This is a genomic window from Ignavigranum ruoffiae, from assembly GCF_023195815.2.
GTDB lineage: Bacteria > Bacillota > Bacilli > Lactobacillales > Aerococcaceae > Ignavigranum > Ignavigranum ruoffiae.
The window spans coordinates 342872-369468 of the sequence record NZ_CP096206.2; the positions used below are offsets into that span (position 1 = coordinate 342872).

Here is a 26597-nt window from a genome sequence, read left to right on the forward strand (position 1 = left end):
GGCTTCCCTGGGGTATCTGATTCAGGTATTTTACTTTGCATCGATATTAAATGATTCAGTTGTAAAAATCTAAGTGCCTATTTATGATTTGACTGACTGGCTTTTAATAATTTGGCCTTGGTCGGTGATTTGTTGATTTTGATGGCGTTCCAACAGATGCATAGCTAGCTTGGTTAAGAGACCAATAACAACCGCATCGTCAAGGAAAGCGAGAGGACCTAAGAAGTCTGGTAATAAATCTACCGGTACGATGGTATAAATTAAGGCAAAAGCAATCATTCCTTTAATATATAGAGGGGTAGATTTAGTGAAAAGGGCTTTAATAAATTCTCCTGTTTGAATGTTATGAGCTGTGTTAAGATATTTCATAGTATCATCCTTTCCTAAGGGTTAAGTCTATTTTACTATTCGTTCGAATTAGAATAATCGTTCTTAGGTCTGAATTTTCGAAGTTAGGAGATAATATGTCAAATCGTATTAAAGGTATTTTATGCATTCTTTTTTCCGCACTAGGCTTTTCTTTTATGAATTTATTTGTTCCCTTGGCTGGGGACTTGCCAACCATTCAAAAGACGCTCTTTAGAAATTTGGTTGCTTTTTTGGTTGCTTTGTTGACCTTATATCGTCGTCACCGTCGCCAACCGATTAAAGAATTGAAGCAACCCGCGCTGATTCCTTGGAAGTTAATGCTGATGCGGGTAAGTTTTGGCACTTTGGGTCTGTTTTGTAATTTTTATGCTTTGGATCATTTATTGATATCGGATGCTTCAGTCCTTAACAAAATTGCCCCTTTTGCGACCTTGATTTTCTCTGCCTTGTTCTTAGCCGAGTCCATTTCCAAGCAACATATTTTCGCTTTAATCGCTGCCTTCTTAGGGGTTGTCTGTGTCAGCAAGCCTAGTCTAGATTCGCCTCATCTATGGCCTTATCTAATTGGCATCTTGGGTGGCGTGATGGCAGGAGCGGCCTATACCTGTGTCCGCCAATTAAATAAAAAAGGGGTCACCGGTGCTATTACTATCGCTTCATTCTCAGGCTTTTCAAGTTTGGTTTGTTTACTGCTATTAATAACCGGTTTTCAACCCATGTCGCTGAAGCAAGTAGCCATTCTTTTGGCTGCCGGAATTGCCGCAACTTGTGGTCAATTTGGCATTACATATGCCTATAAATTTGCCCCGGCCAGTGAAATCTCGATCTTCGATTACTCGGCGGTGATTTTTACCGGTATTCTCGGTTATCTTTTCCTTCAGCAACAAGCTGATGCACTATCCCTGCTCGGTTATGGCTTAATCTTTATGGCTACCCTCTTTACCTTTATTTATAATCGATATCAAAACCGACGAGCTCAAGGAATTTGATAGAAAATTAATGGTAATAGTTACATTTAACTCGAATTTCTGTTATCATAAGAAAATCAAACTGTTAGAAAGGTCGTAGTTCGATGAATATATTAGGAGTTCCTATTACCTTAGTGACTGGCTTTCTCGGTTCTGGAAAGACGACACTGATTAATAATATTTTAGATCAAGTCGGCGATCGCCGTGATCAGATTGCGATTATCGTCAATGAATTTGGCGAAGTAGGTGTCGATCATCAATTGCTGATTCAAGCGCAAGAAGAAATCTTTCAATTAAATAATGGTTGTATCTGTTGTAGCCTCAGATCAGATTTAGCCGAGAGTCTAGCGGCCATTGGACGTTATTTCGAAGACAATCAAAAGACATTAAGCCATGTGATTATTGAGACCACAGGCATTGCTGACCCTGCACCGATTTTACAAACCATCAGCCTTTCTCCGATTCTGAGCAAGGCTTTTCGTTTTGATAGTGTCTTGACGCTGATCGATTGTTTAAATTTTGAACAAATCTTAGCCGATTTTAGTGAATTCTATCAACAAATTGCTTATGCCGATCGCTTTATCCTATCCAAGAGCGAGCAAGTTTCCCCTGACCGGCTTGAGCAGATCAAAGCCCAACTGAAAGAAATCAATCCCTTAGCAGACGACCGGGTATTCACGGTAACCGAGGACTTTCCTTTAGAACAATTCTTTGACTTGCGCCTTTTCCAACGCATCTTAGAACCAGAAGCTAAAGAGGAAGTCTGTCAACATTGTGGCCACCATCATGATCACAATCATGAATGTCATTGCCAAGAAAGTCATGATCACAATCATCACTATGACCATCAAACGGACCATGATGGTTTTATGTCTATGGTGTTGAAGACCGATCAGGTCTTGCAAGAAGACTTATTTCTCCAATGGTTAGATTGGCTCTTGATGACTACTCAAGGACAACTTTACCGTTATAAGGGCTTGGTGAACTTAAATGACCGAGATTTAATGCTAGCCTTACAAGGCGTGAATGTGGCTTATCAATTTGATCTAACGGCTTATCCGCTTCAAGCATATGATAGTCAAATTGTATTGATTGGTAAGCAATTGGATGAATCATTGATACGCTTAGCTTTCTCAGAATTAATCCAAATGTCTGCCGACTAAGGCAATACATACGTCGTAAAAAAAGTAAATGCCAACGCTACAGATTCTTAAACATTAAAAATTCGGTAATGCGACCGTATAATAGCGCTGGTATATAATTCTTTGGTCATTGTGGCCATATTGACGATGCAAGCACAGATGATGCGTCTATTTAAAACTTTTAAAACAAGTAGACAAAAGAAAACTCACCATAAACTTTTGACAAGGAAAGGTTTATGGTGAGTTTTTGTGTAATTAATTATTGAAGCCAGGAAGTGTAAGGTGGTTAGACCAATTCGTGAATCCATTCTTTTGAAAAGACACGGCGCATACCTAGGATAATCTTTGTAATTTCTTCCATCCCTGCCATAATCACGACATAGTAGATTGGAAGTTTTAGAATGGCCGCACCCAGAAAGGCTAGTGGAACACCAACTAACCACACTGAACTCATTTCTAGAATCATGGATTTCTTGGTATCGCCACCCCCACGCAGCACGCCCACAATCAAGATTGAATTAAAGCCTTTAAAGATAAAGATGATGCCCATGACCCGGAGTAAACCGTGGGCAATCAGGTTGACTTCTGGTTCAAGATTGCCAAAGACAGCTAGTGTTAGGCTTGGGGTCAAGCAGAGGAAGAGGCCGATAATGGTTCCAATCATTAAGCCTAATTTTAAGAAACGCAGAGCATAGGTATATATCTTGTCCATCTCGCCTCGACCAATACTATTACCTAACATTATTGAACATGAATTCGATAGGCCGCGAATTAAGACGAAGGCAATATTTTGGATTGCAACGACGACTTGAATAGCAGCGGTAGCTTCGGTACCCACAATGGCATATGCCACTGAATAGAGGACTTGTCCTAAAGCCCAGAAGGTTTCATTGACAATCACTGGACTGGTAATGCGCATATATTTATCAAAGAAAGGACGGTCAAAGGCCAACATATCTTTAAGCTTACCATTTAAGGGGCCATTATACCGCTTGGACAAATAAATTAAGACGGCCATTTCAGCTAAGCGGGCGATAATGGTTCCCATAGCTGCCCCGACAACCCCCATCCGTGGGAAGCCAAACTTCCCGAAGATCAACACATAGTTGAAGAAGGCGTTAAAGACAAAAGATATAATCGAAGCATGCAGCGGACTTTGAGCATTCCCGGTACTACGTAGAGAAATTCCATTGGCAAAGTTAAAGCCAGTAATAATATAAGACAAGGCCACCACTGATAAATATTTAGCTCCTTCGGTAATTACTTGCGGATCTTGAATCATTAGGCCAATCACTTGTTGGGGCCAGAATAAAGCCACCACGGTAAAGATTAAGGAGACGAACATGGCCAAAATAGTCGCTAGTCCGTTGGTTCGTTTAACATTAAAGTAGTCGCGGCGTCCATGATATTGTGAGATTAAGACCGACGACCCTGTCCCAATCCCAAAGCAAATCATCATTAAAAAGAAAAAGACCTGATTGGCCAAACCAACGCCAGCAATGGTAGCCGATCCCAGCGTGGAAATCATCACTGTATCTAGGGTATTTAAACTGGATACTATTAAGTTTTGGATGGCGATTGGAATGGCAGTATGCAGCATTTGCTGATAAAAATCGCGATCTAAATTCATACAATCCCCCCTTGAACTATTCGTAACGCCTATTATACATGAATCAGCTAGAATTTCAGCCTGAAACCGTTTTAAAATAACTTTTATTTACTGAAAAAGTAAATAGTTAGAGGACGAGCCTGTTTCCAGGTATAATCTAATTGAAGGAGGGAATGTTATGAAGTCACATCAGAATTATATTAAAGGGCAATGGGTTTCTGCTCAGTCAGGTTTGCTGATGGATGTAATTAATCCCGCAAGCGAGAAAGTCATCGCCCAGGTTGCTAAGAGTCATCATAATGATGTTGATGCCGCTGTTGAGGCGGCGCAGAAAGCTTTTCCAGCATGGAAGGCCTTGACTGTCGAGGAACGGATCGGGTATTTAGAACGAATTTACCAAGGAATTGAAGCGCGTAAAGAAGAATTAGCTCAAGTGATTGCTGCTGAATTAGGGGCGCCAATTTCTTTCTCTAGGTCGGGTCAAGTGGGATTGGCTCTAAGAGAATTGAAAGCCAGTCTTGAAGAGGTAGCCGATTTTGAGTTTGAAGAGATGGCTGATCAAGCTAAAGTTGTCAAGGAACCCTATGGCGTGATCGCCTGTATTACTCCGTGGAACTATCCTTTAAATCAAATTCAACGAAAGATTACGCCAGCCTTGTTAACGGGGAATACCGTGGTAGTCAAACCAGCTTCTAATACCCCTTTAACAGCCTTAATTTATGCTGAGATTATTGACCAAGCAGGTCTACCTGCTGGGGTCTTCAATTTAGTGACAGGTTCAGGTTCAGAGGTAGGAGATTACTTAGCCGACCACCTGGATGTTGATTTGATTTCTTTCACCGGTTCTACCGAGGTAGGCAAGAATTTATATAGTAAGGCCGCCCCACAGGTCAAACAACTGGTACTAGAATTGGGTGGGAAATCTGCCATGGTCTATCTCAAAGGTGGCGACTTAACTTTTGCTGTTAAGAAAGCCATGGATACAGTGATTTACAATCAAGGTCAAACCTGTTCGGCGATGACCCGTTTACTGGTTCCTGAAGAGTGCCTTGAAGAAACGAAGGAAGCTATTCTCAACTATTATCAAGAACAAGTCGTCGTTGGCGATCCGCTAGCGGAAGATACGACCTTAGGACCGCTGGTTTCAGCAGATCAGTTGAAAAGGGTCCAAGATTATATTGAAATAGGTCAAGAAGAAGGCGCGGAGATTCTAATTGGTGGCCATCCGCTTGAACGACCAGGATATTATTTTGAACCGACGGTCTTTGTTGCGGTGGATAATGCCATGCGGATCGCCCAAGAAGAGATCTTTGGTCCAGTCCTTTGTGTGCTAACCTACCAAGATCTAGCTCAAGCTATAGCCATAGCCAATGATTCAATTTATGGCCTATCTGGAGGAGTCGTCGGTCCAGCCGACCAAGCCCTTGAAGTGGCTTATCAATTACAGACTGGCAACATCTTTGTTAACGACGGCCCACGTTCGCCTAAGGCGCCTTTTGGTGGTTACAAACAATCGGGTCTTGGCCGCGAGAATGGCAAGTATGGCTTGGAAGATTACTTACAGTTGAAGGCTATATTCTTATAAAATGTTGTCTGATAACAATAGAGAAGAGGTGACAGGGTGTTAGCAAGTCAGGAAGCAGCCTTTCAAGTCTTAGCCGATTTAGCGATTCCTTATGAACAACTGGATCATGTCCCGATTACATCGGTGGCTAATTTAGGTTTTTACTCTACCTGGTCAGCAAGTTAAGAATTTATTCCTGAAGAACAAGAAGGGGCGGCAATTTTATTTGGTCTTGCTCCATGATGAGAAACAAGCCGACTTAGGACATCTGGCTGACGTCCTCGGTGAGAAGAAATTATCGTTCGCCCACGATGACCAAGTGCGCGAGCTCCTTAGAGTTGAACCTGGAACGATTACACCGTTGAGTTTGATGTTCGATGATGATCATAAAATTGAATTGATCGTCGACCAAGCAGTGGATCAATCGACCACCATTGGTGTTCATCCCTTTATCAACACAATGACTTTAAATATTGTCTTTAAAGATTTCGAACGCTTTTTAAAGAAGTATCGCCATACCTATCGTGTCGTCGATTGTTAAGTGAAGGGCATCTTTTCTAAATTATTCGAGAAAATCCTTGGGTCATTGGAGTAAATATGGGATTGCACTAGGGGAGTATATTTGCAATAAGACTCTGCAGATTGAATCGATGATGCCATGAAGCATTCAGCATTTGCTAACCTACTTAAAAGATGGCTGGCAAGTGCTTTTTTGCTGTCCATTTACCTGAGTCTCCGTTTTTAAGTAAAAGGATTATTCAGGACGGGAAAGTATTAAAAACGATTTCTATATTACTAAGCCGAAATATTGTGATGCATTCGGTAATTTTTTCCTTGCGAGTGTTGACCTGCCTGGGTCGAGGTGTTATGCTGTCATTGTTAGGTGAGGCTACTGAAGGGATATGGATTACTGCCGCAAGAGAGTGGAGACACTCAGCGTTGGCGAACAGTCTTTATCGATTACAAGGTATAGAATAGTGTAATTTCACTGCCCTTCAAAGCTAAAGCTCAGACGTTATAGCTGATATAATGTTTTCGAGTTCACCTTTGTGTGGGCTTTTTTTGTGCCCAAATATTTCTTTGTCCGCAAAGTGTCAGGAGGTGACCAGATGGATTCAAGTAAGCAGCGTAGTATCAATGATCAAGAACCGCCCAGTCCGCCTGGTCCCAGCCAGGCTTTATTTGTGAGGAGGAAATATTATGAATGTATTCGAATTGAAACGTGAAGAACTCAAAGCATTACAAGATAAATTAAAAACCATGACCCCGGTTGATATCGCCCAATATTTTGAAGAAATGGACATTGATGAGCAAGCCCTCGCTGCCTCTTTGTTGGATAAGGCAACCTTGGCTGAGGTCTTTGCCGAATTTGATACGGAGAAAAAGTATGAAATTATTTCGCAAATGACCCAACCTGAGATGACCAATTTGTTATTAGAATTGGACTCTGATGATTTGGTTGATGCGATGCAGGAATTACCTTCCAATATTGTGACCAAGATGCTTCAGGTCATTGAACCTAATCGCCGCCAACAAATCAATAAACTCTTAAATTATCCGCAAGAGAGTGTAGGTTCGCTCATGAGTGTCGATTTTGTCGTCGTTCATCAAGGTGATGATCGGGCCAGTATTTTAAGGAAAATCCGTCAATCCAACGCCGGTTATGAACATTTAACTGCGGTCTATGTCTTGGACCAAACTCGTAAGTTGATTGGTTATATTTATTTAGCAGATTTGATTCGCTTAGAAGATGATAATATCGAAGATGTGATTAACTATGACATTATTTCGGTGCAAACATTGATCGACCAAGAAGAAGCTGCCAATCTGATTAATCGCTACCACTTCTTGGCCTTACCAGTGACTGATCTGGAAGGTCGTCTGGTCGGAATTATTACTGCGGACGACATTTTGGATATTATTGCTGATGAAATTCACGAAGACTATAGTTTGATGCAAGGGGTTCAAGTCTCTAATTTGGATTATTTGAACCAAACACCTTGGCAATTAGCCAAGCAACGGGTCTTCTGGTTACTCTTTTTGATGGTTTCGGCAACATTTACCGGGAATATTATTCAAGCCTACGATAAAGTTCTATCGGCGAGTGTGATTTTGGCGGCCTATATCCCTATGCTAATGGATTCTGGTGGTAACTCTGGTTCACAATCTTCGACTGTAGTGATCCGTGCTTTAGCTTTGGATGAAATTACTGTCCATGATTTCTTTAAAGTCATGGTCAAAGAAGCGGGGGTTGGCTTGATTGTCGGTGCGATTATTGCGGTTGTCAACTACTTCCGAATTATTCTCTTTGATGGTACCAATCCATTCATTGCCATGACCGTCTCCGCGACCTTATTATGTACCATCGTTATTTCTAAATTAATCGGCGGGCTGCTACCCTTGTTGGCTAAGTTAGCCAAACAAGATCCAGCGGTGATGGCCTCTCCGTTAATTACCACGATTGTCGATGCGGTCGCTTTAATCATTTACTTTACCATTGCGACCAACATTATGCATCTTGTATAATTATGTCAAGGAGGGGTTAAGATGACCAAAGTTATAGTTGATCAAACTTTCTGGGAATTATTTCCGGAGGCTGAATTAGAAATCTTGGCGGTTGAGGGAATTGATAATCATCCCCGGGAAGATCAATTGCCAGAATATCAAGCACTCTTAGATCAGGGGAAAGAAGCTGCGAAAGAGTTTCTGACCGAAGAGGTTTTCAGTCAAAATTCGGTCGTCCAAGATTGGCGGCAGGCTTTTCAGAAATTTAAGACCAAAAAAGGTGCACGCTCATCCATCGAAGCCCTGTTGAAACGGGTGGACCAAGACCGTGAATTTACTCCTATTCTGCCTTTGGTAGATTTATATAATGCGATTTCCTTAACTTACGGCGTTCCTTGTGGGGGCGAAGATATTGATCAGATCCAGGGCGATATGCATTTGGGCATGGCTCAAGGTGGAGAGAGCTTCTATCCCTTAGGTGCTGAGGAGGATGCTCCAGCCTTGCCTGGCGAAATCTGTTATCTAGATCAAGCAGGAGCGATTTGTCGTTGTTTTAATTGGCGCGAAGCCCAAAGAACCATGCTGCAAGCGCAGACTGAACGAGCTGTGCTAGTTATCGAAGCGATTAACCCAGAACAAGTCCAAAGAGCACGGCAAGCGATTGTTGCTTTGCAAGAAAGTATAGCTGAACATTTAGGGGTTAGTGGGAAAATTCAACAAATCACAGCTGATCAACCTCAAGTAGAACTTTAACCTATTGTAAAAAAAGTCTAAGATAAATGAGCAAATAAGAAAAATCCGAATCAGAATACAAACAAGAGACCATTTTTTAATGCTATTAAATGGATCTTGCGAGTATCTTGATTCGGATTTGTTTTTTAACCCATATTTAAAGGCGTGGGCATCACAAAATTTACCAACAAATTAACCGAATCTTTATCCAGACAAGAGACCGTCCTACAAAGCTGTGGCTATTCCGGCCTAGCTCTACTAGACCAGCTCTAAGCAACAAGTTGCTTAGAGCTGTTAAGCTGTGTGGAGCTTCTGAATCTTGCGAGTATCTCGATTCGGATTTGTTATGGAAATTATTTGAAAATAAGTTTCAAGATCAAGTTGTACGCCAGTATGTTCTTCTCAGCAGAAATCAGTAGTTTTTAACTCCTAATTAAGTTCAAAAGGCCGGTATTGATTAGCTAATATAGAACTTTGAAATCGCTCTTGTGGGTTATTCTACTGGTCTTTGTGTTTAGCTAACTGTTTGTTTAGTTGTTTGGCTAAGTTTTGGTTTTGGTAATAGCTCAAAGCATAGAAGGTGGCCGAATGAATCATCAGAGTTATTAAGAGAATAAGCCATAAATAAGGTCGGATATACTGGAATAGTGCATCTGAGATTAAATAGATAATAGAGATGCCAACCAGCCAGTTTACGAGGCTAGCTATCAGGATATTCAACCATGCAGGCCAAGTCGACCGTTGCCACAAATAAGGATAAAAGAGAGCAAAGGTAAGAGACAGGATTAGGCTGATGACAAATAACTTCAGAGCCAGATAGGGATAGGCATGGCCTTGGTCGAAGAAGAGGCTTTGAATTAGAATCAAGGCTGAGTGCGTGGCGATAAATTTTAGGCTAATATTTTGGAACAAAGATTTATTGACCATAAATGCGCTCCTTTATGAATTTAGCATAATGGCGGCTGACCATGTATTTACGCTGACTGGTACTTATCAACTGGAGACGGGCATGCTTTTCAACAGTGAAACTTTCGATGGCTTGCCACTGAATCCATTGGGACTGATTAATCTGACAAAAACGATGGTCTAAGAGGCCGGTTAATTGTTTAAGTCGTTGCGGATAGATCAAACGTCGCTCATCTAAGAGTTGGACCTCGCAATAATGTCTGTTTGCTTCAAAGGATTCAATCAAGTGTAAAGGGCACAGATATTGACGGTTGTTGACCGGATTGACCAGAGTTAGCTGTTTTATCTTTTTATTTAAGGTTAGACTCTGGGCAAGGTCTTGATTAGCTGGATGGGCATGGATATGAATTTCTTCGAGGGGAATCTGTGTCGATTCATGGTAAATCAGCTTCATATTGGCTCCTAGGTTGTTGATTTTTGTATTCTTGCCATAATACTAACACAAATAGCCATGAAGCCGTCATTAGAAATAATGCCAACCCTTGATTATTAAAAAATAAGCGCATTGGTAAACTGAGGAGAGTCAATGCAACGGACATATAGGCATAGGCTTTCACCTTATAAAGCCAGGCAAAAGGCCAGAAGTGCCCAGCATGGATAATGACATAAAATAGCAACATGGCTTGAGGATAGGCATTGCAGGAGATCAAAACAATGAGTAGGTAGAGCATTTGATTGATGGACAAATACAAACCTAAAGAACTTAAAGGGTGGGTTCGGTCCAAAATATTAAGTTGTAGGTAACGCCCCATGATTAAAGCGAAGACTAAAAGTAAAGGCGATAAGCATAAGGTCAGCATATTTTGTAAACTGAGTGAGAGAGGTAAGTAATAAACTAGACAAATAAGACTAGCGAGGCAGGCACCCCCAAAGACAAAAGGGAAACCTGCCCCTTGTTCCATCTTGAGTTCTGTACGTAGAGTATCTAACATTTGCGTCTCTCCTTTCTCTTTCACTATAAGAAAGATAAGGAAAAAGACTAGCTAATTTACACTCGGATGCAATAAATGCCAACTTGCTTACAAAAAGAAAAAGTGGTGTAGCTTATATGTTATGGCTGATTCATAAAATTATTAATCTATCTCAGTCCAAAAATCCGAATCGAAATACAAGCAAGAGACCGTCTTCCAAAGCTATGGCTTTTCCGGCCCAGCTCCACTAGACCCGCTCTTAGCAACAAGGTGCCAAGAGCTGTTAAGCTGTGTGGAGCTTCTGAATCTTGCGAATATATCGATTCGGATTTGTTTTAGTAATTATCTTGAAAGTGTGACAATAGACAGAAAGGCTCCCAGTATAATCATTATGCCAGGAGATTTTTGCCGCTAAGTCACTGAATTATTTTTCAAATGGGACATATTGATGGGCCTGATAAAAAGCTTTTAAATCTAGTTGACGCACTTGAGCCCAGTGGTGTAAAGCAGGACTGAGGACTAATTGTAGCTGACGCACTTGGTCTAGATTTTGACAACCTAGTAGCAGAAGCATGTGTTTTAGGCTGTCTTGCCACTGATCTACCATGGCAATGGTGGCTTGGACGCCTTGATCTTGAACGCTTTTTAAGAAATGACCGGATAATCCCGTGGCTCGTGCACCCAAAGCAAGAGCTTTAAGAATATCTAGGTAATGGCGAATGCCGCCTGAAGCCAAGACTTCAACCTGTTGCAGATAAGGCTGGGCTTCCAGTAAGGATTCAACCGTGGTTTGGCCCCAGCTAGCTAAGGCTGAGAAATCTAACTGGTCACGGCGCTCATTCTCAATCTTAATAAAGTTTGTTCCGCCCCGTCCGGAGATATCAACGGTTTGAACGCCAAGATCTATTATGTGTTCGATGGTTTCCTTGCTCATGCCAAAACCTACTTCTTTGACAATGACCGGAACACCGACTTGGTCGACAATTTTTTCAATATTTGCTGACCACGTTGTGAAATCACGGTCGCCTTCAGGCATTACCACTTCCTGGGGAATATTTAAATGAATTTGTAGGGCATTGGCTGCCAATAAATCAACCGCTCGTTTAGCATTGTCGACTCCATGATGCGCACCGATATTGGCTAAGACAAAGCCTTGAGGATTTTCTTGGCGGATAACGGTAAAGCTGTTGGCCACCGAAGGGTCTTTCAAAGCAGCGGAGACAGAGCCAGAAGCCATGGCCAAACCAGTCGTAGCAGCGACTTGGGCGAGTTTGCGGTTGAATTGCTTAGTAAATTGTGACCCGCCAGTCATACCATTAATATAGAAGGGTAGGGCGTGTTGATGTTGGGCCCATTCGGTTGACAGGTCAATGCTTGGGAAATCCACCTGATTGAATGAATGGTGGACAAAGCGAATCTCTTCGAAACTAGAATCTCGAAGTTGTCCTTGTTGAGCTAGGGCATATTTAACATGGTCGTTCTTTCTTTGTTGAGCAATTTGTGGTTCTTGAGAATTCATAGGACCCTCCTTATCTTGAGATACTAGGCGCTAGCTTGAAGTTTAAAGTCTCAATACCAAGCTCCTGCCACGCTTGATGTAAGCGTTCAGTCGATTGCCCTGTTTGGGAAAAAGCGAGGCCACAATCGCCTCCGCCAGCACCTGAGATTTTTCCTACCCAACCTGCTTGATAGCAAGCACCAAGGAAGTCGGCGAGTTGAGGGCTGATTATGGGCAGTTGATAGCTAATAGCCAGTTGAGTTAAGACTTTTTGATTGGCTTGGATCAAGGTTAGAAAATCGGTCGTTGCTTCATCAGCCAAGGCAACTTTCGCCTTTTGGACCAGCACATGAATTTCTTGACTTAAGCGTAGAAAAGGCTCTGGTTGGCTCACCAATTTCTCTTTTAAATCGGCAACTAAGTTCTGAGTGGAAGCAGGTTGGCCTGTCCAGGCAATTTGGTATTGTACTGGGCTGGGCAGAGCAAGCTTCTTAATTTGTAAAGCGGGCCAGTCTTCAGATAAGAGATAAGTTAACGATTTGCCCGCAGCTAATTGCTGGTCTAACCAGTCAGCGTCATAACGTTGATAATAGATGAGACCGCCAAAGGAGCTGGTAGCGATGTCAGCCATTGACCCGTTTGAACCAGCTTGAATACTGACCAGGGTGGCCAACTTAAATCGAGCTAAAGCTGGATAGTTGAATTGAAGCCCCTGAAATTTAAGCAGGGCTCCGATGACAGCGACGGTGACCGCAGCACTGGAACCTAAACCATATTTACGCCCAGCTTGATTATGCAAATCAGACTGAATCTGCAAGTTGAAGGAGCGCCAAGGTAATTGTTGAATTTCGGCTAGGTCAGCTATTAGCTTAATAGCTTCAATGACATAGGACCAAGCTTTCAAGTTCTGGCTTTTGAATTCAAGCTTAGCAGAAGTCGATTTTTTGACCCATAAGACATCCATACCCGGCCAATCAGAATGACATTGACTGGGCTGATCCGGGTCTTGATCATCAACCTGACAATGGACATAACGGTCGACGGCCATGAGTAGGGCCGAATGGCCAGGGTTGAGAATGGCATATTCCCCCATCAGAAAGAGTTTCCCTGGCGCTTTAAACGTCGTCTGCATTGGTCGAGGCGCCTGTTTTTGAGCTAAAATCGTCTCCATACTAGATCTCCTCCAATTTCTTAGGACCTGGTCCAGGATGGGCTAGGATGAGCTGGTCTGGACGGAAATACTGGCTTAAGCGTTGTTGAAGAATGGGGATGGACGGTGATTGACAAAGCACCTTGACATTCGGCCCCGCGTCCATGGTCAAGTAGCAGGGAACGCCTTCTCGACGTAAGTCTTGGACCAGCTGAATCGCACGGACTGTATCCGGTTGGAAATAGGTAAAACTTGGTTGAGCAGCTAACATGGTTGCGTGCATCTTCATTGCATTATGCTCAGCAATCTGGCCAATTTGGTCGAAATCTCGAGCCTTAATTGCCCCCAGCATCTTTTGTAGATCTTGATCGACTTCTTGGGGCCAAAGTTGATAGAAGGGCGAGGTCTGGACCGTATGTTCCATGCCTTGCCGACTAGAGATGGCCTTACTGCCCTTATTGATCGCGATGACCAACATATGGATATCCCAATCGGCTGGATCAATCTGTTGACTGTAGGAAGAAGCGGAGTCTCTTCCCTGCCCCGCATGCCAAAGGACGAAGCCCCCGAATAGCGAGCGTGTCGCTGAACCTGAACCTTGCCGAACATAAGTTGATAAAGTTTTAGTATCCAGATTTAAACCTAATAAGTCATTCAAACACAAGCCTAAGGCAGAAAAAGCCGACGCCGATGAAGCAAGTCCAGCAGCGGTCGGCACATGGTTGGTCGATTCAATCAGTAAGGGGTCTTGAATAGCACTTTGTTGTCGAAATAAATTGATAAAGCGAGAAATTTTTTGAGTTTCATCGTCGGCTTGGACTTGGTCATTCAGGATAAAGCAATCCCGGGTCAAGTTTGGTTCGATGCTTACTCGCGTGTCAGTATAGAAAGCATCTAAAGTCAGAGATAAACTTGAAGTCATGGGTAAGAATAACTGACGGTTTCGTTTGCCCCAGTATTTAATCAGGGCAATATTAGTATGAGCCCGATAAGCAACTAGTTGCATGACAGTCATCTTTACCCCTTTCTTTTTAACGACATGGCCCAAGTTTTGGAAGCTCCAGCTTCTAACATGGCTTCTTCGATTAATTTGGCTGAAATCAAGGAGTCCGCTAGGGCAATCACACAGCCACCGAGCCCCCCACCGGTTAGTTTGGCACCTAAGGCGCCCGCCAACCAGGCACTATTTACAATTCGGTCTAACAAGGTGTTAGAAATTTCCAGCTGATTCAAATAATAGTGATTATAAGTCATTAAGCGGCCTAGTTCATTAATATCGCCAGCTTGTATCGCCTCATAGGCTTGTTGGACGAAGTTACCAATCGAATCCATCGTATTCTCGACAAATTGAGGATTCGCTTCGCGTAGACGGCGAACATGGCCAACCGCTTGTTTAGTCCGACCTTCTTGACCAGAATCGGCAACGACTAAATAGGCAGGGAGGTCAAATTCAAAGGTTCGTGCTTGTTGACTTTTGCGGTAGATTACCGGCAAATCACTGGAAGCCATCAAGGTGTCAATGCCTGAAGTCGATTCATGAGCAATCACTTCTGCCTGATTGACAATAAATTGAAGTTGATAGGGTGTCAAATCAACAGCATAGAAATCACAGATAGCTCGGACCATGGCCACGACGACCGCTGCGGAAGATCCCATGCCGCGGCCCACGGGAATGGTCGATTGGACACTGATATGGAGCGGATTTTTCTTTAATTTAAAACTTTCCAAGGTTAGATTTAAGGCGTGGCGGATATTCTTTAAGATCTCCGGAGCCTGATCAAGCCGTCCGTGATAATAATCACTGGCCAGGCTATGGTGTTGTGTAAGACTTGGTGTGACTACCACTTCAATGGAAGCTTTGTTGAAGGGTAGGGCGATGGCCGGGTAGTCATAGACGACAGCATGTTCCCCCATCAAGATAATTTTGCTGTGGGCTTTTCCCACACCAACGGGATGATGCTTGACACTGTCCAATTGATGACGAGCCACCAAATGGCTTTGTTCTTCCAAATTCATGTAACTCTCCTTATAGATTCACTGACAGGTATTAGTTCATTTTAGTATTATATACTATCTCCTAGGCTTTTAAAATGATAAAGCCAGAATTCAGTCTCAAGACTGAGCGCATGAATGAGATTGGTACCGATTTTATGGTCAATTTATTAGTGCTTCTAATAAACTACAAAAACAGGAGAATTGCTTCTATTATCTGCCAAAGGGGTATGATAGAATATAGCTAATGTCGATAATCTATGTAATATGTGTGAAGGTAGGTACAGAGAGTGGAATTTTTCGATAAATATACTCGAGAGGAATGGCAGTCATTTAAATCGAGTTCAGCTTATGATAACTTAACAGTGTCCCGCGATTATATTAAACAAGCTGAGATTGCCGAAGTTTACGCTCCTTTACTTGAGTTTATTGGGATTTCAATTGACCATATCAAAGCGTTAAATTATCAACAACAAGCTTATTTACGGGCACCAAGACGGGTGGAACCCTTCGTGATTGGAATCTCAGGAGGCGTCTCAGTAGGTAAGAGTACCGTTGCTGCGGTTTTACGCGACTTACTCCGCCAAGTCTATCCGCAAAAACAAGTTGAACTGATGAATACGGATGGCTTCCTCTATCCCAATCAATATTTGATAGATCACGGAATTTTAGACCGCAAAGGGTTCCCAGAATCCTATGATATGGAGGCTTTGAAGGCTTTTGTCAATAAGGTTAGACAAAGTGATGGGGTTTTAGAATATCCGATTTATTCGCATGAAATTTATGATATTGTACCCGACCGAAAAATTACCATGCCCCAACCCAATATTTTGATAGTTGAAGGGGTGGTCGTTCTACAAACTCCAGACAATCCGCCGATTTCAGTCCGTGATTTCTTTGATTTCTCTATTTATGTGGATGCGGAATTTGAGAATGTCTTTGAATGGTTTAACCACCGCTATGATGTGATTTTTGACCGGGTTAAGGATGATCCGTCTAGCTTTTATTATGAGATGGCTCATTGGACCAAAGAAGAAACCCGGGCCTATGCCCATAAGATTTGGGATACGATTAATACGCCGAATCTGGAGCAACATATCGCCCCAACCAAAGACAGGGCCGACTTAATCCTGCATAAGACTAAAGACCACTATATCGACAACATCTATGTTAGAAAATTCTAGGGAGGAATTCGTTTGACAAATATAAAAGAAATTCAAAAAATTATCGTACTCGATTACGGTAGCCAATACAACCAATTGATTACCCGCCGAATTCGTGAATTAGGCGTCTTCTCTGAATTAGTCTCTCATCGTAAAACTGCCCAAGAAATCAAAGACTTAGGCAATGTGATTGGCGTAATCCTTTCTGGCGGCCCTCACAGTGTCAATGATGAGGATGCCTTTACGGTAAATCCAGAAATCTTTGAATTAGGTATTCCAGTCTTAGGGGTTTGCTATGGCATGCAGCTCACCACTCAAGTATTCGGTGGTGTGGTTGAAGCTTCAGCGAAACGTGAATTTGGCCAAGGACAAATTAGTATTACCAATACCGAGACCGGTCTATTCAAGGCCCTAGCCACTGAAGAAACTGTCTTGATGAGTCACGGGGATAAGATTACCCAAATTCCAGAAGGTTTCGTGACTACTGCTTCGACCCCTCATACACCTTATGCTGCTTTTGAGAATCCTGAGCGGCAGATTTATGGGGTTCAATTCCATCCGGAAGTTCGCGCTACCCTTCATGGTAATACCATGTTACAAAACTTTGTCTTCGATATTTGTGGTGCTAATGGCGATTGGAACATGGAGAACTTTATCGACCTACAAGTGGAACAAATCCGTCAGAAAGTTGGCGACCGTCATGTCCTCTTAGCCTTATCCGGTGGGGTTGATTCGTCTGTAGTCGGTGTCCTACTGCAAAAAGCCATCGGTAATCAATTAGTGTGTATTTTTGTCGACCATGGACTCTTGCGCAAGAATGAAGCAGACCATGTAATGACTTCCCTAGGACAATTTGGCCTAAATATTATTCATATTAATGCTAAAGATCGCTTCTTTGCTAAATTAGCCGGTGTGGCCGATCCAGAACAAAAACGTAAAATTATCGGTAACGAATTTATCCGGGTCTTCGATGATGAAGCGGCCAAACTTGAAGGCATTGATTTCCTTGCTCAAGGTACCCTTTATACAGATATCATCGAATCAGGAACCGAAACCGCGCAGACTATTAAGTCCCATCATAATGTTGGTGGTCTTCCTGAAGATATGCAGTTCGAATTGATTGAACCGTTAAACACCTTATTTAAAGATGAGGTCCGTGCCTTAGGAACGGCTCTAGGTATGCCAGATTCGATTGTTTGGCGCCAACCCTTCCCAGGACCTGGCTTGGGAATTCGCGTCTTAGGTGAAATCACTGATGAGAAGGTCAATATCGTTCGTGAATCAGATGCTATTTTGCGCGAAGTGATTGCTGAACACGGACTAGAACGTGACATTTGGCAATACTTTACCGTTCTACCTGGCGTGCGTTCAGTCGGGGTCATGGGGGACGGCCGGACCTATGACCATATGGTCGGCATCCGCGCAGTAACCTCGATTGACGGCATGACCTCAGAATTTGCTGAAATTCCTTGGGATGTCTTAGCTGAAATCTCCAAGCGAATCGTCAATGAAGTCCCTCACGTTAACCGCGTTGTCTACGATATTACCGGCAAACCGCCAGCAACAATAGAATGGGAATAATATAACAACCTCTAACAATCCTTGATATTATTGGATTGTTAGAGGTTGTTTTTATGCTTTGACCCCATTTTGACCCCGATTATTTACGATGCCATTAATAGCTTTTGCAAGTGATTGTTGCTTATGGGGATAAAGGTGTGAGTATGTATTCAAAGTGGTTTCTATATTTTCATGTCCTAATCTTTCCTGGATAAGTAATGGATTACATCCAAGTTCAATTATTAATAATGCATGAGAATGTCTTAAATCATGCACGCGTATTCTTTTTACGGAAAGTGTTTTTTGCAGCAGTTTGTAATCTGTAATTCAGGCTATATTTTTGTGTTAAAAATAATCTTTCATGCGATTCGTAATCATATAACATATCTAAATATTATTTAAATAAACTGATGACATTATCTGATAAAGCGATGACTCTGTTTGATTTTTCAGTTTTTGTTTTATTAATTTTTATTTTTTACTAAGCCATTCTCGTGGGAATCCAAGACTTGAAATGATTTCATAAGCGGATATAGACGAAATTGAATTGTTTAGGCTTCTTGATCTATTTCTTAGTGCATTTTTAAAATTATCATATTCGTTTTTAGTCAAAAAACATCGTAATAAGACTAAAGTATAAAATACAGAATTTAATTCCGGTTTTCTTTCAGTTAAGTCTGAATATATAGTGTCATGATTAGTCAGGGTATTCCTGCATTTAAAATGAAATAATCGATTGTTGTGCGCAGCAATATTTCTGATGTCTGTTAAATTTTTTAGCAGACCATCAATAAATTTAGGTTCAAGGATAACGCTGCTGTTAGTATTTTGTAAAACGTAGTTTGAAAAATCTTTAGCAATTCTGTTTCTAAGTTTGTGATCTAAATGTCTGTAAAAGTAAGTTATTTCACCTAATGTACAGAATGGTAAAATTACCCAAACAGGAATATTTCCATGTTGATTGTAATAATGTTTAATTGGGTTCGACTTCTTTTCAGATGATTTGCTGCGAATTATCTTACTTAATTTAGAAATGGTTGTAGAAATTCCGAGTAGGTCATCGCCATTATAGTTGTTGGTTTTTAAGTATGCATAAGGTTCATCTTTATATACCTCTGAGAAACGATAAGCAATTATACCTTTTATGTGTTTTTCAGCACTTATTATATTTTTAAGAATCAAAGATTTTACTTCTGTATCATAGATGTGAGTTTTAATTATCTCTTTAAAAGTTGCACCCTCAATGTATCTATCATCTTTCATAAAAAATTTACTGTGGACATTGATTACATTATAATAACTATTTTCAAGTAGATAATTCTTGGCAGAATTCTCATCGTTTATTATCAAGCCACGTCTTCGTAATAACGAGACTTGTTCATCCAAGGTTTTAAATGGTTTCATGGAAAAATCCTTTCAAACAAAAACACCCCTTGTCTATCGAGACAAGGAGTGCTTTGCGCAACATGGTCCTCCGTTTGGACGGTCAGATTCCATGTGCTTATCCGTGTCTAAATAATAGTAGAGATATTCATTTTTGTCAACTGGTTCAAATCATATTTTTTCACAATCGAGACTCCACCTTAACAGCCTTGCCGATGATTCTGGCAGGGTTGTTTTCATTAACTAAATATGGTGCGTACTCTGCATAAATTACTTTTAGCAAAATCGAATTTCCCATTTTTCTAACCTTTTTGAGCGTAACTTTTTAGTCGTCATTTACAAGTATTGCGGTGATTTCGGCGTTCTCAACATCTTCCTGATACTTGTTCATCATATCACGCCCATTAGGGATATAGGCGTCATACTGTCATTCTTAGCTTTAAGAAAAAAAAACCCCTCTTTAGGTAAATTGTGGTTAAAAGCTTCTCGATATTCGAAAATATTTTCGTCGGCTAGTATGGGTTCACCGCAAGCAATAAGACCTAGGATCGGAATGCAGATCGTGGAAGAAGGGAGAAAGGAGTGGGATTTCTATTTATTTAATTTTGTATTCTTCTTTACCAAAGTTATTACCTAGTATATCTTCTGCTAGAAGTGTTACTGGCGTTTTTTCATCGGTTAATTTATAAGCTACAGCCGATCTAACAACTCCACCAGGTTTAATTTCAGCCATTTCATCTTCTTGATATTCTTTTGGAGTGATGTATTCTAATTTATTTATCTTATTTGGATCATTGTCTTGGATCGCTTTAAAGTTGAGATCCCAAGCAAAAAATGGTGTGATTTTAGGATCATCAGTATGGTCTTTATGAACGATAGTATCAAAAGTAAATACGATGTATTTTTCTCCATCGATATCCTCGATCTCATTCTTTAATACTTTAATTGAATAAGCGTTTCCTTTTAAAATTTCATCTTCGAAAGTAGCATCTTCTGCGTCTTTAACAAACAGGTCATTTTTATACTCTGTTAATGGTAACTCATCTTTTTCAGTTTCTTCAGCTAAAACTGTTACTGTATTAGGAAGGAACGGTGTCAATACTGAAGAGTTGGTAGTTAATCCTAAAGATAAAAGTGAAACTATTACTAGTGATTTTTTCATTAATATTTCCTCTTTCTAAATAATTATTTTTCCAATAATTCTAATGTTATCTTCAACAACTATATCATAGTACTGGTCGTTGTTCGACTTGAGTACAACATTTTGGCCATTATAATAAACTTCTTACATGTCACCTCATTTCTATTTTATTCCACGATGGAAATTACACCATTTTCAACTATAAATTATTCGCGATAATAAATAATTTGTCCATCGTCGATGAGTGGCTCCATAGATTCTCGCTTTACAGTGATTGCATTATCTGCCCATGGCGGACGGCAGTCTTAATTTGTTTGGTGTTCCACGGGCTAGATACAAGAGGTGCGCCTGTTGCGATAGAACCATCTAAATAGATAAAGTATAATAAATCCGTTGCCTTAATAATCTATAATTACATCGGGTTTTTTGGATTTATTTTGAAGGATTTGACCTCACTTTGACCCAAATCATAAAATTACCAGCCGCACGGCTAATTATTCTGAAGGAGAATAACCATCAACCGACTGAAAAATTGAGCGAAGCTCGACAAGTAGCATATAATGTGATTTCTGAGGTAAACCAAGCCATCAACACGCTTAATCGTGCACGTTCTTGGGGAATATGAGATATCTATTTGGGTGGTTTGCTGATGAGTTCGCTAAAGCGAAATAAAATTGAGCAAGCTAATCAAGAAATTCACCAAATCAGCAAATCTTTGGAACGGTTACAGGACGAATTGGATGAAGTTCAGATAATCTTATATCAGACGGTAAGCAATAGCACTTTTGATAAATCTATGGATATTTGGTTTGATAATCTCTTTACAGATTTTAGAGTCCAAGGACAAATCAAGAAACCGCTTGAACAACTTAATGCGTTAAAAGATTACATAGAAGCGTTAATTTTGCAATTAGATGCTGAAATTAAGGAGACCGAGCAGAATGAACTCTTTTGATAGAATTCTAACCTTATTCAAAGGCAAAGTAATTTTAATAGAATGAGAAATCATGGCGGTGTGGTCTGCGGACGGCATCGCTTTTGCTTCAGAATAATAGATAAAATGGTAGAATAAACTAAATAGATTTTCTAATTAAGGAATAGGTTGGCACTTTTTGAAATGAGAATGTACTCTTTGAATTAATTTTAAGTATGAGGGATGATTATGGAGCACAAAGGGACCATTGTCATAGAGACAGACCGTCTGGTGTTGAGACCGTTTAGTTCAGCGGATATAGATTTTGCATTCAATAATTGGACCAATGATGAACAAGTGACTCAGTACTTACGTTGGCCGATGCACAAAGATAAATCAGAGACTCAAAGCATAATTGAGGAATGGATAGAGTCATATCAGAAGCAAAACTTCTATCAATGGGCTATCGAGTTAAAAGAAATTGCTGAACCCATTGGCACCATTTCAGTGGTGGATATGGACGAGCAAACGGATAAAGTACAAATCGGCTATTGTATTGGCAGCAAATGGTGGAAGCAAGGGATTACGACTGAAGCCTTCAAGATCATCATTCCTTTTCTCTTTGAACAAGTAAAAGTTCAAAGACTTGAGTCGCAGCATGATCCGAATAATCCGAATTCGGGCAAAGTAATGGAAAAATGTGGTTTATTTTATGAAGGAACGCTAAGAAAAGCTGATTGGAGTAATCAAGGAATCGTTGATGCAGCTGTCTATAGTTTGTTAGCAGAAGAATATTTTAATGAAATTAGCTAAATGGATGTTTTATTCGCCTCTTAAAACTTCTAGCAATAATTGTAAAAGCTAAAAAGTACAATTAATAGTTTAGCTATGATTACTGAAAAACATTAACTTCGAATAATATTTAAGAGATTGAAGTATCGGTCGGAAGTAATTTGGCCAGCTGTTTATTAATAATATATATGCCTATCACGAGAGTGTTGGCTTATGAATGGGGATAGAAGATGCATAAGTTAGATTATATTAAGAAATTTGTATTAACGGATAATCCAGACGAACAATTAACTCAACAAATTAAAAACATACTTAATGATCATGAAAGAGTCTCTATCATTCACATCCCAATATCCGAAATGGCAAAAGCTGCTTTGATGTATAAAGGAAAAGATAAATTTGAGATGAATGAAAATATCGAATATCTATTGAGTTTATACCAAGCTATGAATGAGCAGAGAGATTTATTTATGTAGCGTTAACCATAGTAGTTAGCGCTTTTTGATTCTATTTAAATTTCGTAAAAGATTAAATTATCAAATAAAAACAGCACCCCCATTGCAATGAGAATGCTGTTCAAGCTGAGGACTGGTTACCTCTAGTATAAATTCTGAGGACTGACTACCTCTAATCGATTTGAATTATCTCATTGTTCCTTATAATTGTCAATGTTTAGGTATTCTTTAATAATCGCTTGATCGATAAGATTCATAATTTCCGGTGGAGCAATCATGTTCCCAGATGGATCAAAACGATTCATTCTATTTATTTTTTCTTTACTTATTGTTTGAATCATGTTTATACATGCAAAAGATTGATTTGAATCATACCTTTTGTACCTATTTCTGATCTTGCTGATTTCATCAGAAAGTTCGAATATTTCTTCCGTAGAATATTTTGTCATAGTGTTAGAAATATTTATCTCTGCTATTCCAAATATGTTAATAGGCAATTTTATATAGTACGGTTTACTCTTTGATGATAATGGCAATACAGAAATTGTTCTTTTTGCTTTTTTATCTATGTTATCTAAAGTTAAGGCTAAATGATTTCCGCAGATTTCACTGCCCATATTTACACCGAATTCAACATATACCAAAGTTCCTCTATAATATTTATCGAAAATTGTGTAATTATAACCTGGTTCCCGTTTTAAACTTAAAGAGTGTTTAATTAAGTGATCTGGTAAATACTTACATTTGTTTATCATTTGATAATATACATTTTTATAATTCTCTGTTGCTTTATCAATTTTTGCGGTTTCAGTTCTTAAATTTATATGTTGCCAACCTTTAGGGATCTTTTTAGTAAAATCACCCTCCTCCACAATCGATAATAAGTCAATAGTTTGAATCTAATTCATAACTACAATTAAAACACTAAAAAACCAAATTCATTTTCGCTATTGCACTTCAAAAATTGGGATCACTGAGCAGAATGAACTCTTTTGATAGAATTCTAATCTTATTCGAAGGCAAAGTAATTTTAATAGAAAGATGAAATCATGGCGATGTGGTCTGCGGATGGCATCGCTTTTTTTGACTCTAAACCGTATTCTTGTTCATTTTATCGTTATTTTGATAAAATAATTTTGAATACGTTTACATTTAATAGTTAATTCATAAAGGAAGTGGTGAGGTTGGCTAAGTATCGTGAAGAATTGAAAGAAGTACTACAGAAAGCGGAATTAATGGCCCTTGAAAAACAACAATTTCAAGTAGATATTCCCAACGTTTGGTGGGTTCTCTTGAAATCGGAGCAAGTGGCTTATCAACTTTATCAGCAATTAGGCTTGAATATGTCGGAATTATTAAACGTCGTAGCTGATGAAGTGAGTCGGTTAGCGATCCGTTCTAATGTCCAAAAGATTAAAAATATTAAACGAACCCCGAGATTACAACGCTTATTAGAAGATGCCGAAGAGCTACAAGCAACTTACCAAGATGAACTCTGCGGTATTGATCATCTTCTCATCGCTTTAATGAGGCAAAAGAATAATCCTCTGACGACTTATCTGATTCATCAGGGACTAGATCAAGCCACAATCGAGCAACAGCTTGATAAAAAAGCACAATCTGCCTTCCAGTCAAATCAAGCTACTAAACTGCATTTTCCCAACTTAGAGAAATTTGCGATAAACATCAACAAAAAATATCAGCAAGGCCAATTAGATAAGATTATTGGACGACAGAGCGAGACGGAAGAAATCATCCGGGTCTTGATGCGGAAGACAAAGAATAATGCCATTCTAATTGGTAAACCAGGGGTCGGCAAAACAGCCATTGTGGAAGGTCTGGTGCAAAGAATTGAAGAGGGCAAGGTTCCCAAGGCTTTAGAGGGAAAGCTAGTATTTAATCTAGATTTATCAGCTATCGTTGCTGGAGCTAAGTATCGTGGTGAATTTGAAGAACGATTAAAGGGTGTTCTGGATGATGTCCGCGCTTCCAAAGGACAAGTCATCTTGTTTATCGATGAAATTCATATGATTGTCGGTGCGGGTCGGACCGAGGGATCGATGGATGCAGGGAATATGTTGAAACCGATGTTAGCTCGGGGGGAATTACGTTGCATTGGAGCCACTACCACCGACGAATACCGTGAAAATTTTGAAAAAGATAAAGCCCTTGAACGTCGTTTCCAACGGATATACGTCAATGAACCGACGATTGAGGAAACCATTGAAATTTTGTCGGGAATCAAATTTAATTTTGAGCTTTATCACGGGGTTAAAGTGATTCAAGAAGCTGTGAAAGCAGCAGTGGTCTTATCTAGTCGCTACATCAAAGATCGCTATTTACCCGATAAAGCCATTGATTTATTAGATGAAGCCAGTGCTGTTCGCAAAATTAGAATGGATGCCGTGCCAGCTGTGTTGCAACAGCTTCAAGATCAGCTACAAGGGTTGGAATTAGAACAGATACGACATCAGAATCGTCAATCACAAATAAAGTTCGATCATGAATTAGAAGAACAAATGGGAGAAATTCAGCAACAACTTTCAGAACTTAGCCAAGAGTGGCAAGCGAATCAGCAGCTAATCACGGAAATCAATCATCAAGCGACCCAATTAATTGAACAGAAATCATCGGCCCAGGATGCTCTGATGGCAAATAAGTTACTGGATTATTATCAAATTACTGAGAAGAACATCCCCCAAATAAAACAAAAGATTGAAAGACTGGAACGCAAACGTAAGGAATTTCAAGATTTTGAAAAAATATATGTTCACAACGAGGTTACTGGCGAAGATGTGGCGGAGGTCGTAGAACGCTTGACGGGCATTAAAGTACAAGGAGTCGTTGAAGCAGAGCGACAACAATTATTAAATTTGGCCAAGATTCTTAAAACAAAGGTCATTGGCCAAGATAAGGCAGTCGATAAAGTTGCTGATGCTATTGTTCGTTCCCGAGCTGGTATCCAAAATGAGGGGCATCCGATTGGCTCCTTCTTGTTTCTGGGTCCTACGGGAGTCGGCAAAACTCAATTATCCAAATCATTAGCAGAAGTCTTGTTTGGATCGGAATTAGAGATGATTCGTTTGGATATGTCAGAATACATGGAGAAACACGCGGTGGCAAAATTAGTCGGCCCACCTCCGGGATACATTGGCTATGAAGAGGGAGGACAATTGACCGAAGCGGTGCGCCATCGTCTTTATTCAGTCGTTCTCTTAGATGAAATTGAAAAAGCCCACCCCGATGTCTTTAATATTCTTCTACAAGTCTTAGATGAGGGACGGTTGACTGATTCACGAGGCTTAACCATTGATTTCAAGAATACAATCTTTATTATGACTTCGAATTTAGGGTCTCTAAAAATTTTGCAAAGCCTGCAATCGAATAGCGCAATTACTTCACAAGTCGAAGAAGAAATTAATCAAGAGCTGTACCAACATTTTAGACCTGAATTTATTAATCGGATTGATCAAGTCTTAATCTTTAATCCACTCACTCCAGAGAATATGAAAGAAATCGTTAAGCTGATGTTGGCTGATTTCGCGGATCGACTACAGAAGCAACGAATTACGATCGAAATCAGTCAAGCTGCTCAGGAATGGCTGGCGCAGAGAGGGTATGATCCCAGCCTAGGTGCAAGACCTTTGCAACGGTTAATCATGGATCAAATAGAAACGCCAATAGCTTATCAACTGATTGCCCATCCATCTGGAAAAGGTAGCCAGGTCAAAGTCGATTTAAACGATAATTCATTGAGCTTTGAGTATCACAATCTAACTTAAAA

The 26597-nt window shown here is 40.3% G+C and carries 26 protein-coding genes, 1 pseudogene and 1 riboswitch; of the genes and pseudogenes, 13 read left to right on the forward strand and 14 right to left on the reverse strand.

Annotated elements, in window-relative coordinates:
- Nucleotides 1-81 precede the first annotated feature (81 nt).
- Nucleotides 82-369, reverse strand: a complete 288-nt coding sequence (locus tag M0R79_RS01670) for a YkvA family protein (protein ID WP_248416687.1) — start codon at nt 367-369, stop codon at nt 82-84.
- 95 nt (nt 370-464) lie between these two features.
- On the opposite strand from M0R79_RS01670, the gene M0R79_RS01675 reads away from it, so the two are divergent.
- Together M0R79_RS01675 and M0R79_RS01680 are read left to right on the forward strand one after the other, a co-directional pair.
- On the forward strand, nt 465-1358 hold the full coding sequence (locus M0R79_RS01675) for a DMT family transporter (RefSeq protein ID WP_248416686.1): 894 nt from the start codon (nt 465-467) through the stop codon (nt 1356-1358).
- An 83-nt stretch (nt 1359-1441) separates the two neighbouring features.
- Entirely contained in the window at nt 1442-2500 is a 1059-nt protein-coding gene (locus M0R79_RS01680; protein WP_248416685.1) for a CobW family GTP-binding protein, read from the forward strand.
- A 265-nt stretch (nt 2501-2765) separates the two neighbouring features.
- Here the strand turns inward: M0R79_RS01680 and M0R79_RS01685 are convergent, their stop codons facing one another.
- A complete protein-coding gene (locus M0R79_RS01685; protein ID WP_248416684.1) occupies nt 2766-4109 on the reverse strand; it encodes an MATE family efflux transporter in 1344 nt (447 codons plus the stop codon).
- A 157-nt stretch (nt 4110-4266) separates the two neighbouring features.
- On the opposite strand from M0R79_RS01685, the gene M0R79_RS01690 reads away from it, so the two are divergent.
- The 4 genes and pseudogenes from M0R79_RS01690 to M0R79_RS01705 all read left to right on the forward strand — a co-directional run bounded on the left by M0R79_RS01690 (nt 4267) and on the right by M0R79_RS01705 (nt 8910).
- Nucleotides 4267-5673: an aldehyde dehydrogenase family protein gene (locus M0R79_RS01690; RefSeq protein WP_248416683.1), complete on the forward strand. Its 1407-nt coding sequence runs from the start codon at nt 4267-4269 to the stop codon at nt 5671-5673.
- 36 nt (nt 5674-5709) lie between these two features.
- Nucleotides 5710-6193 (forward strand): annotated as a pseudogene (locus M0R79_RS01695) (prolyl-tRNA synthetase associated domain-containing protein).
- Nucleotides 6194-6520: 327 nt separating this feature from the next.
- Nucleotides 6521-6682: riboswitch (M-box (ykoK) riboswitch) on the forward strand.
- A 170-nt stretch (nt 6683-6852) separates the two neighbouring features.
- Complete coding sequence (gene mgtE, locus M0R79_RS01700; protein ID WP_092572555.1) at nt 6853-8178, forward strand: magnesium transporter; 1326 nt, start codon at nt 6853-6855, stop codon at nt 8176-8178.
- 21 nt (nt 8179-8199) lie between these two features.
- On the forward strand, nt 8200-8910 hold the full coding sequence (locus tag M0R79_RS01705; RefSeq protein WP_248416682.1) for a B3/B4 domain-containing protein: 711 nt from the start codon (nt 8200-8202) through the stop codon (nt 8908-8910).
- A 477-nt stretch (nt 8911-9387) separates the two neighbouring features.
- Here the strand turns inward: M0R79_RS01705 and M0R79_RS01710 are convergent, their stop codons facing one another.
- The 7 genes from M0R79_RS01710 to mvk all read right to left on the reverse strand — a co-directional run bounded on the left by M0R79_RS01710 (nt 9388) and on the right by mvk (nt 15430).
- Nucleotides 9388-9816, reverse strand: coding sequence for a hypothetical protein (locus M0R79_RS01710; RefSeq protein ID WP_248416681.1), 429 nt, complete (start codon nt 9814-9816; stop codon nt 9388-9390).
- Nucleotides 9806-10249: a LytTR family DNA-binding domain-containing protein gene (locus M0R79_RS01715; RefSeq protein WP_248416680.1), complete on the reverse strand. Its 444-nt coding sequence runs from the start codon at nt 10247-10249 to the stop codon at nt 9806-9808. Before M0R79_RS01715 ends, M0R79_RS01710 begins: the two co-directional genes overlap by 11 nt.
- Nucleotides 10230-10787, reverse strand: coding sequence for a DUF7010 family protein (locus tag M0R79_RS01720; RefSeq protein ID WP_248416679.1), 558 nt, complete (start codon nt 10785-10787; stop codon nt 10230-10232). The genes M0R79_RS01715 and M0R79_RS01720 overlap by 20 nt, the downstream gene beginning before the upstream one ends.
- Nucleotides 10788-11190: 403 nt before the next feature.
- Nucleotides 11191-12285: a type 2 isopentenyl-diphosphate Delta-isomerase gene (fni, locus tag M0R79_RS01725; RefSeq protein ID WP_248416678.1), complete on the reverse strand. Its 1095-nt coding sequence runs from the start codon at nt 12283-12285 to the stop codon at nt 11191-11193.
- 10 nt (nt 12286-12295) lie between these two features.
- The gene (locus M0R79_RS01730) at nt 12296-13435 is read right to left on the reverse strand and encodes a phosphomevalonate kinase (RefSeq protein ID WP_248416677.1); all 1140 of its coding nucleotides are present in this window, start codon (nt 13433-13435) and stop codon (nt 12296-12298) included.
- Between the two features lies 1 nt (nt 13436).
- A complete protein-coding gene (mvaD, locus tag M0R79_RS01735; protein ID WP_248416676.1) occupies nt 13437-14429 on the reverse strand; it encodes a diphosphomevalonate decarboxylase in 993 nt (330 codons plus the stop codon).
- Between the two features lie 2 nt (nt 14430-14431).
- Complete coding sequence (gene mvk, locus M0R79_RS01740) at nt 14432-15430, reverse strand: mevalonate kinase (RefSeq protein WP_248416675.1); 999 nt, start codon at nt 15428-15430, stop codon at nt 14432-14434.
- A 266-nt stretch (nt 15431-15696) separates the two neighbouring features.
- Here mvk and coaA point away from each other — a divergent pair, with 266 nt between their 5' ends.
- Complete coding sequence (gene coaA / locus M0R79_RS01745) at nt 15697-16590, forward strand: type I pantothenate kinase (RefSeq protein WP_248416674.1); 894 nt, start codon at nt 15697-15699, stop codon at nt 16588-16590.
- A gap of 12 nt (nt 16591-16602) precedes the next feature.
- A complete protein-coding gene (guaA, locus tag M0R79_RS01750; protein WP_310795412.1) occupies nt 16603-18150 on the forward strand; it encodes a glutamine-hydrolyzing GMP synthase in 1548 nt (515 codons plus the stop codon).
- Between the two features lie 51 nt (nt 18151-18201).
- Here guaA and M0R79_RS01755 read toward each other — a convergent pair whose 3' ends face one another.
- The 4 genes from M0R79_RS01755 to M0R79_RS01765 all read right to left on the reverse strand — a co-directional run bounded on the left by M0R79_RS01755 (nt 18202) and on the right by M0R79_RS01765 (nt 20674).
- Nucleotides 18202-18456 (reverse strand): tyrosine-type recombinase/integrase, encoded by a 255-nt coding sequence (locus M0R79_RS01755; RefSeq protein WP_310795420.1) that lies wholly within the window; start codon nt 18454-18456, stop codon nt 18202-18204.
- 144 nt (nt 18457-18600) lie between these two features.
- A complete protein-coding gene (locus M0R79_RS01760) occupies nt 18601-19533 on the reverse strand; it encodes an Abi family protein (protein WP_248416672.1) in 933 nt (310 codons plus the stop codon).
- A gap of 369 nt (nt 19534-19902) precedes the next feature.
- Nucleotides 19903-20073, reverse strand: a complete 171-nt coding sequence (locus tag M0R79_RS09330; RefSeq protein WP_375163574.1) for a LexA family protein — start codon at nt 20071-20073, stop codon at nt 19903-19905.
- A gap of 34 nt (nt 20074-20107) precedes the next feature.
- Nucleotides 20108-20674, reverse strand: coding sequence for a DUF5067 domain-containing protein (locus M0R79_RS01765; RefSeq protein ID WP_248416671.1), 567 nt, complete (start codon nt 20672-20674; stop codon nt 20108-20110).
- Between the two features lie 436 nt (nt 20675-21110).
- Here M0R79_RS01765 and M0R79_RS01770 point away from each other — a divergent pair, with 436 nt between their 5' ends.
- From M0R79_RS01770 to M0R79_RS01785, 4 genes are all read left to right on the forward strand, one after another.
- Nucleotides 21111-21278 (forward strand): hypothetical protein, encoded by a 168-nt coding sequence (locus M0R79_RS01770; protein ID WP_248416670.1) that lies wholly within the window; start codon nt 21111-21113, stop codon nt 21276-21278.
- A gap of 24 nt (nt 21279-21302) precedes the next feature.
- Nucleotides 21303-21608, forward strand: coding sequence for a hypothetical protein (locus M0R79_RS01775; RefSeq protein ID WP_248416669.1), 306 nt, complete (start codon nt 21303-21305; stop codon nt 21606-21608).
- Nucleotides 21609-21815: 207 nt separating this feature from the next.
- Nucleotides 21816-22379 carry a GNAT family N-acetyltransferase gene (locus tag M0R79_RS01780; RefSeq protein WP_248416668.1) on the forward strand — a complete coding sequence of 188 codons (564 nt, stop codon included), beginning with the start codon at nt 21816-21818 and terminating at the stop codon, nt 22377-22379.
- Nucleotides 22380-22588: 209 nt separating this feature from the next.
- A complete protein-coding gene (locus M0R79_RS01785; protein ID WP_248416667.1) occupies nt 22589-22834 on the forward strand; it encodes a hypothetical protein in 246 nt (81 codons plus the stop codon).
- Between the two features lie 170 nt (nt 22835-23004).
- Here M0R79_RS01785 and M0R79_RS01790 read toward each other — a convergent pair whose 3' ends face one another.
- Nucleotides 23005-23685 (reverse strand): putative type II toxin-antitoxin system PemK/MazF family toxin, encoded by a 681-nt coding sequence (locus M0R79_RS01790; protein WP_248416666.1) that lies wholly within the window; start codon nt 23683-23685, stop codon nt 23005-23007.
- Nucleotides 23686-23991: 306 nt separating this feature from the next.
- Here M0R79_RS01790 and M0R79_RS01795 point away from each other — a divergent pair, with 306 nt between their 5' ends.
- Nucleotides 23992-26595 carry an ATP-dependent Clp protease ATP-binding subunit gene (locus M0R79_RS01795; RefSeq protein ID WP_510729522.1) on the forward strand — a complete coding sequence of 868 codons (2604 nt, stop codon included), beginning with the start codon at nt 23992-23994 and terminating at the stop codon, nt 26593-26595.
- Nucleotides 26596-26597: the final 2 nt, after the last annotated feature.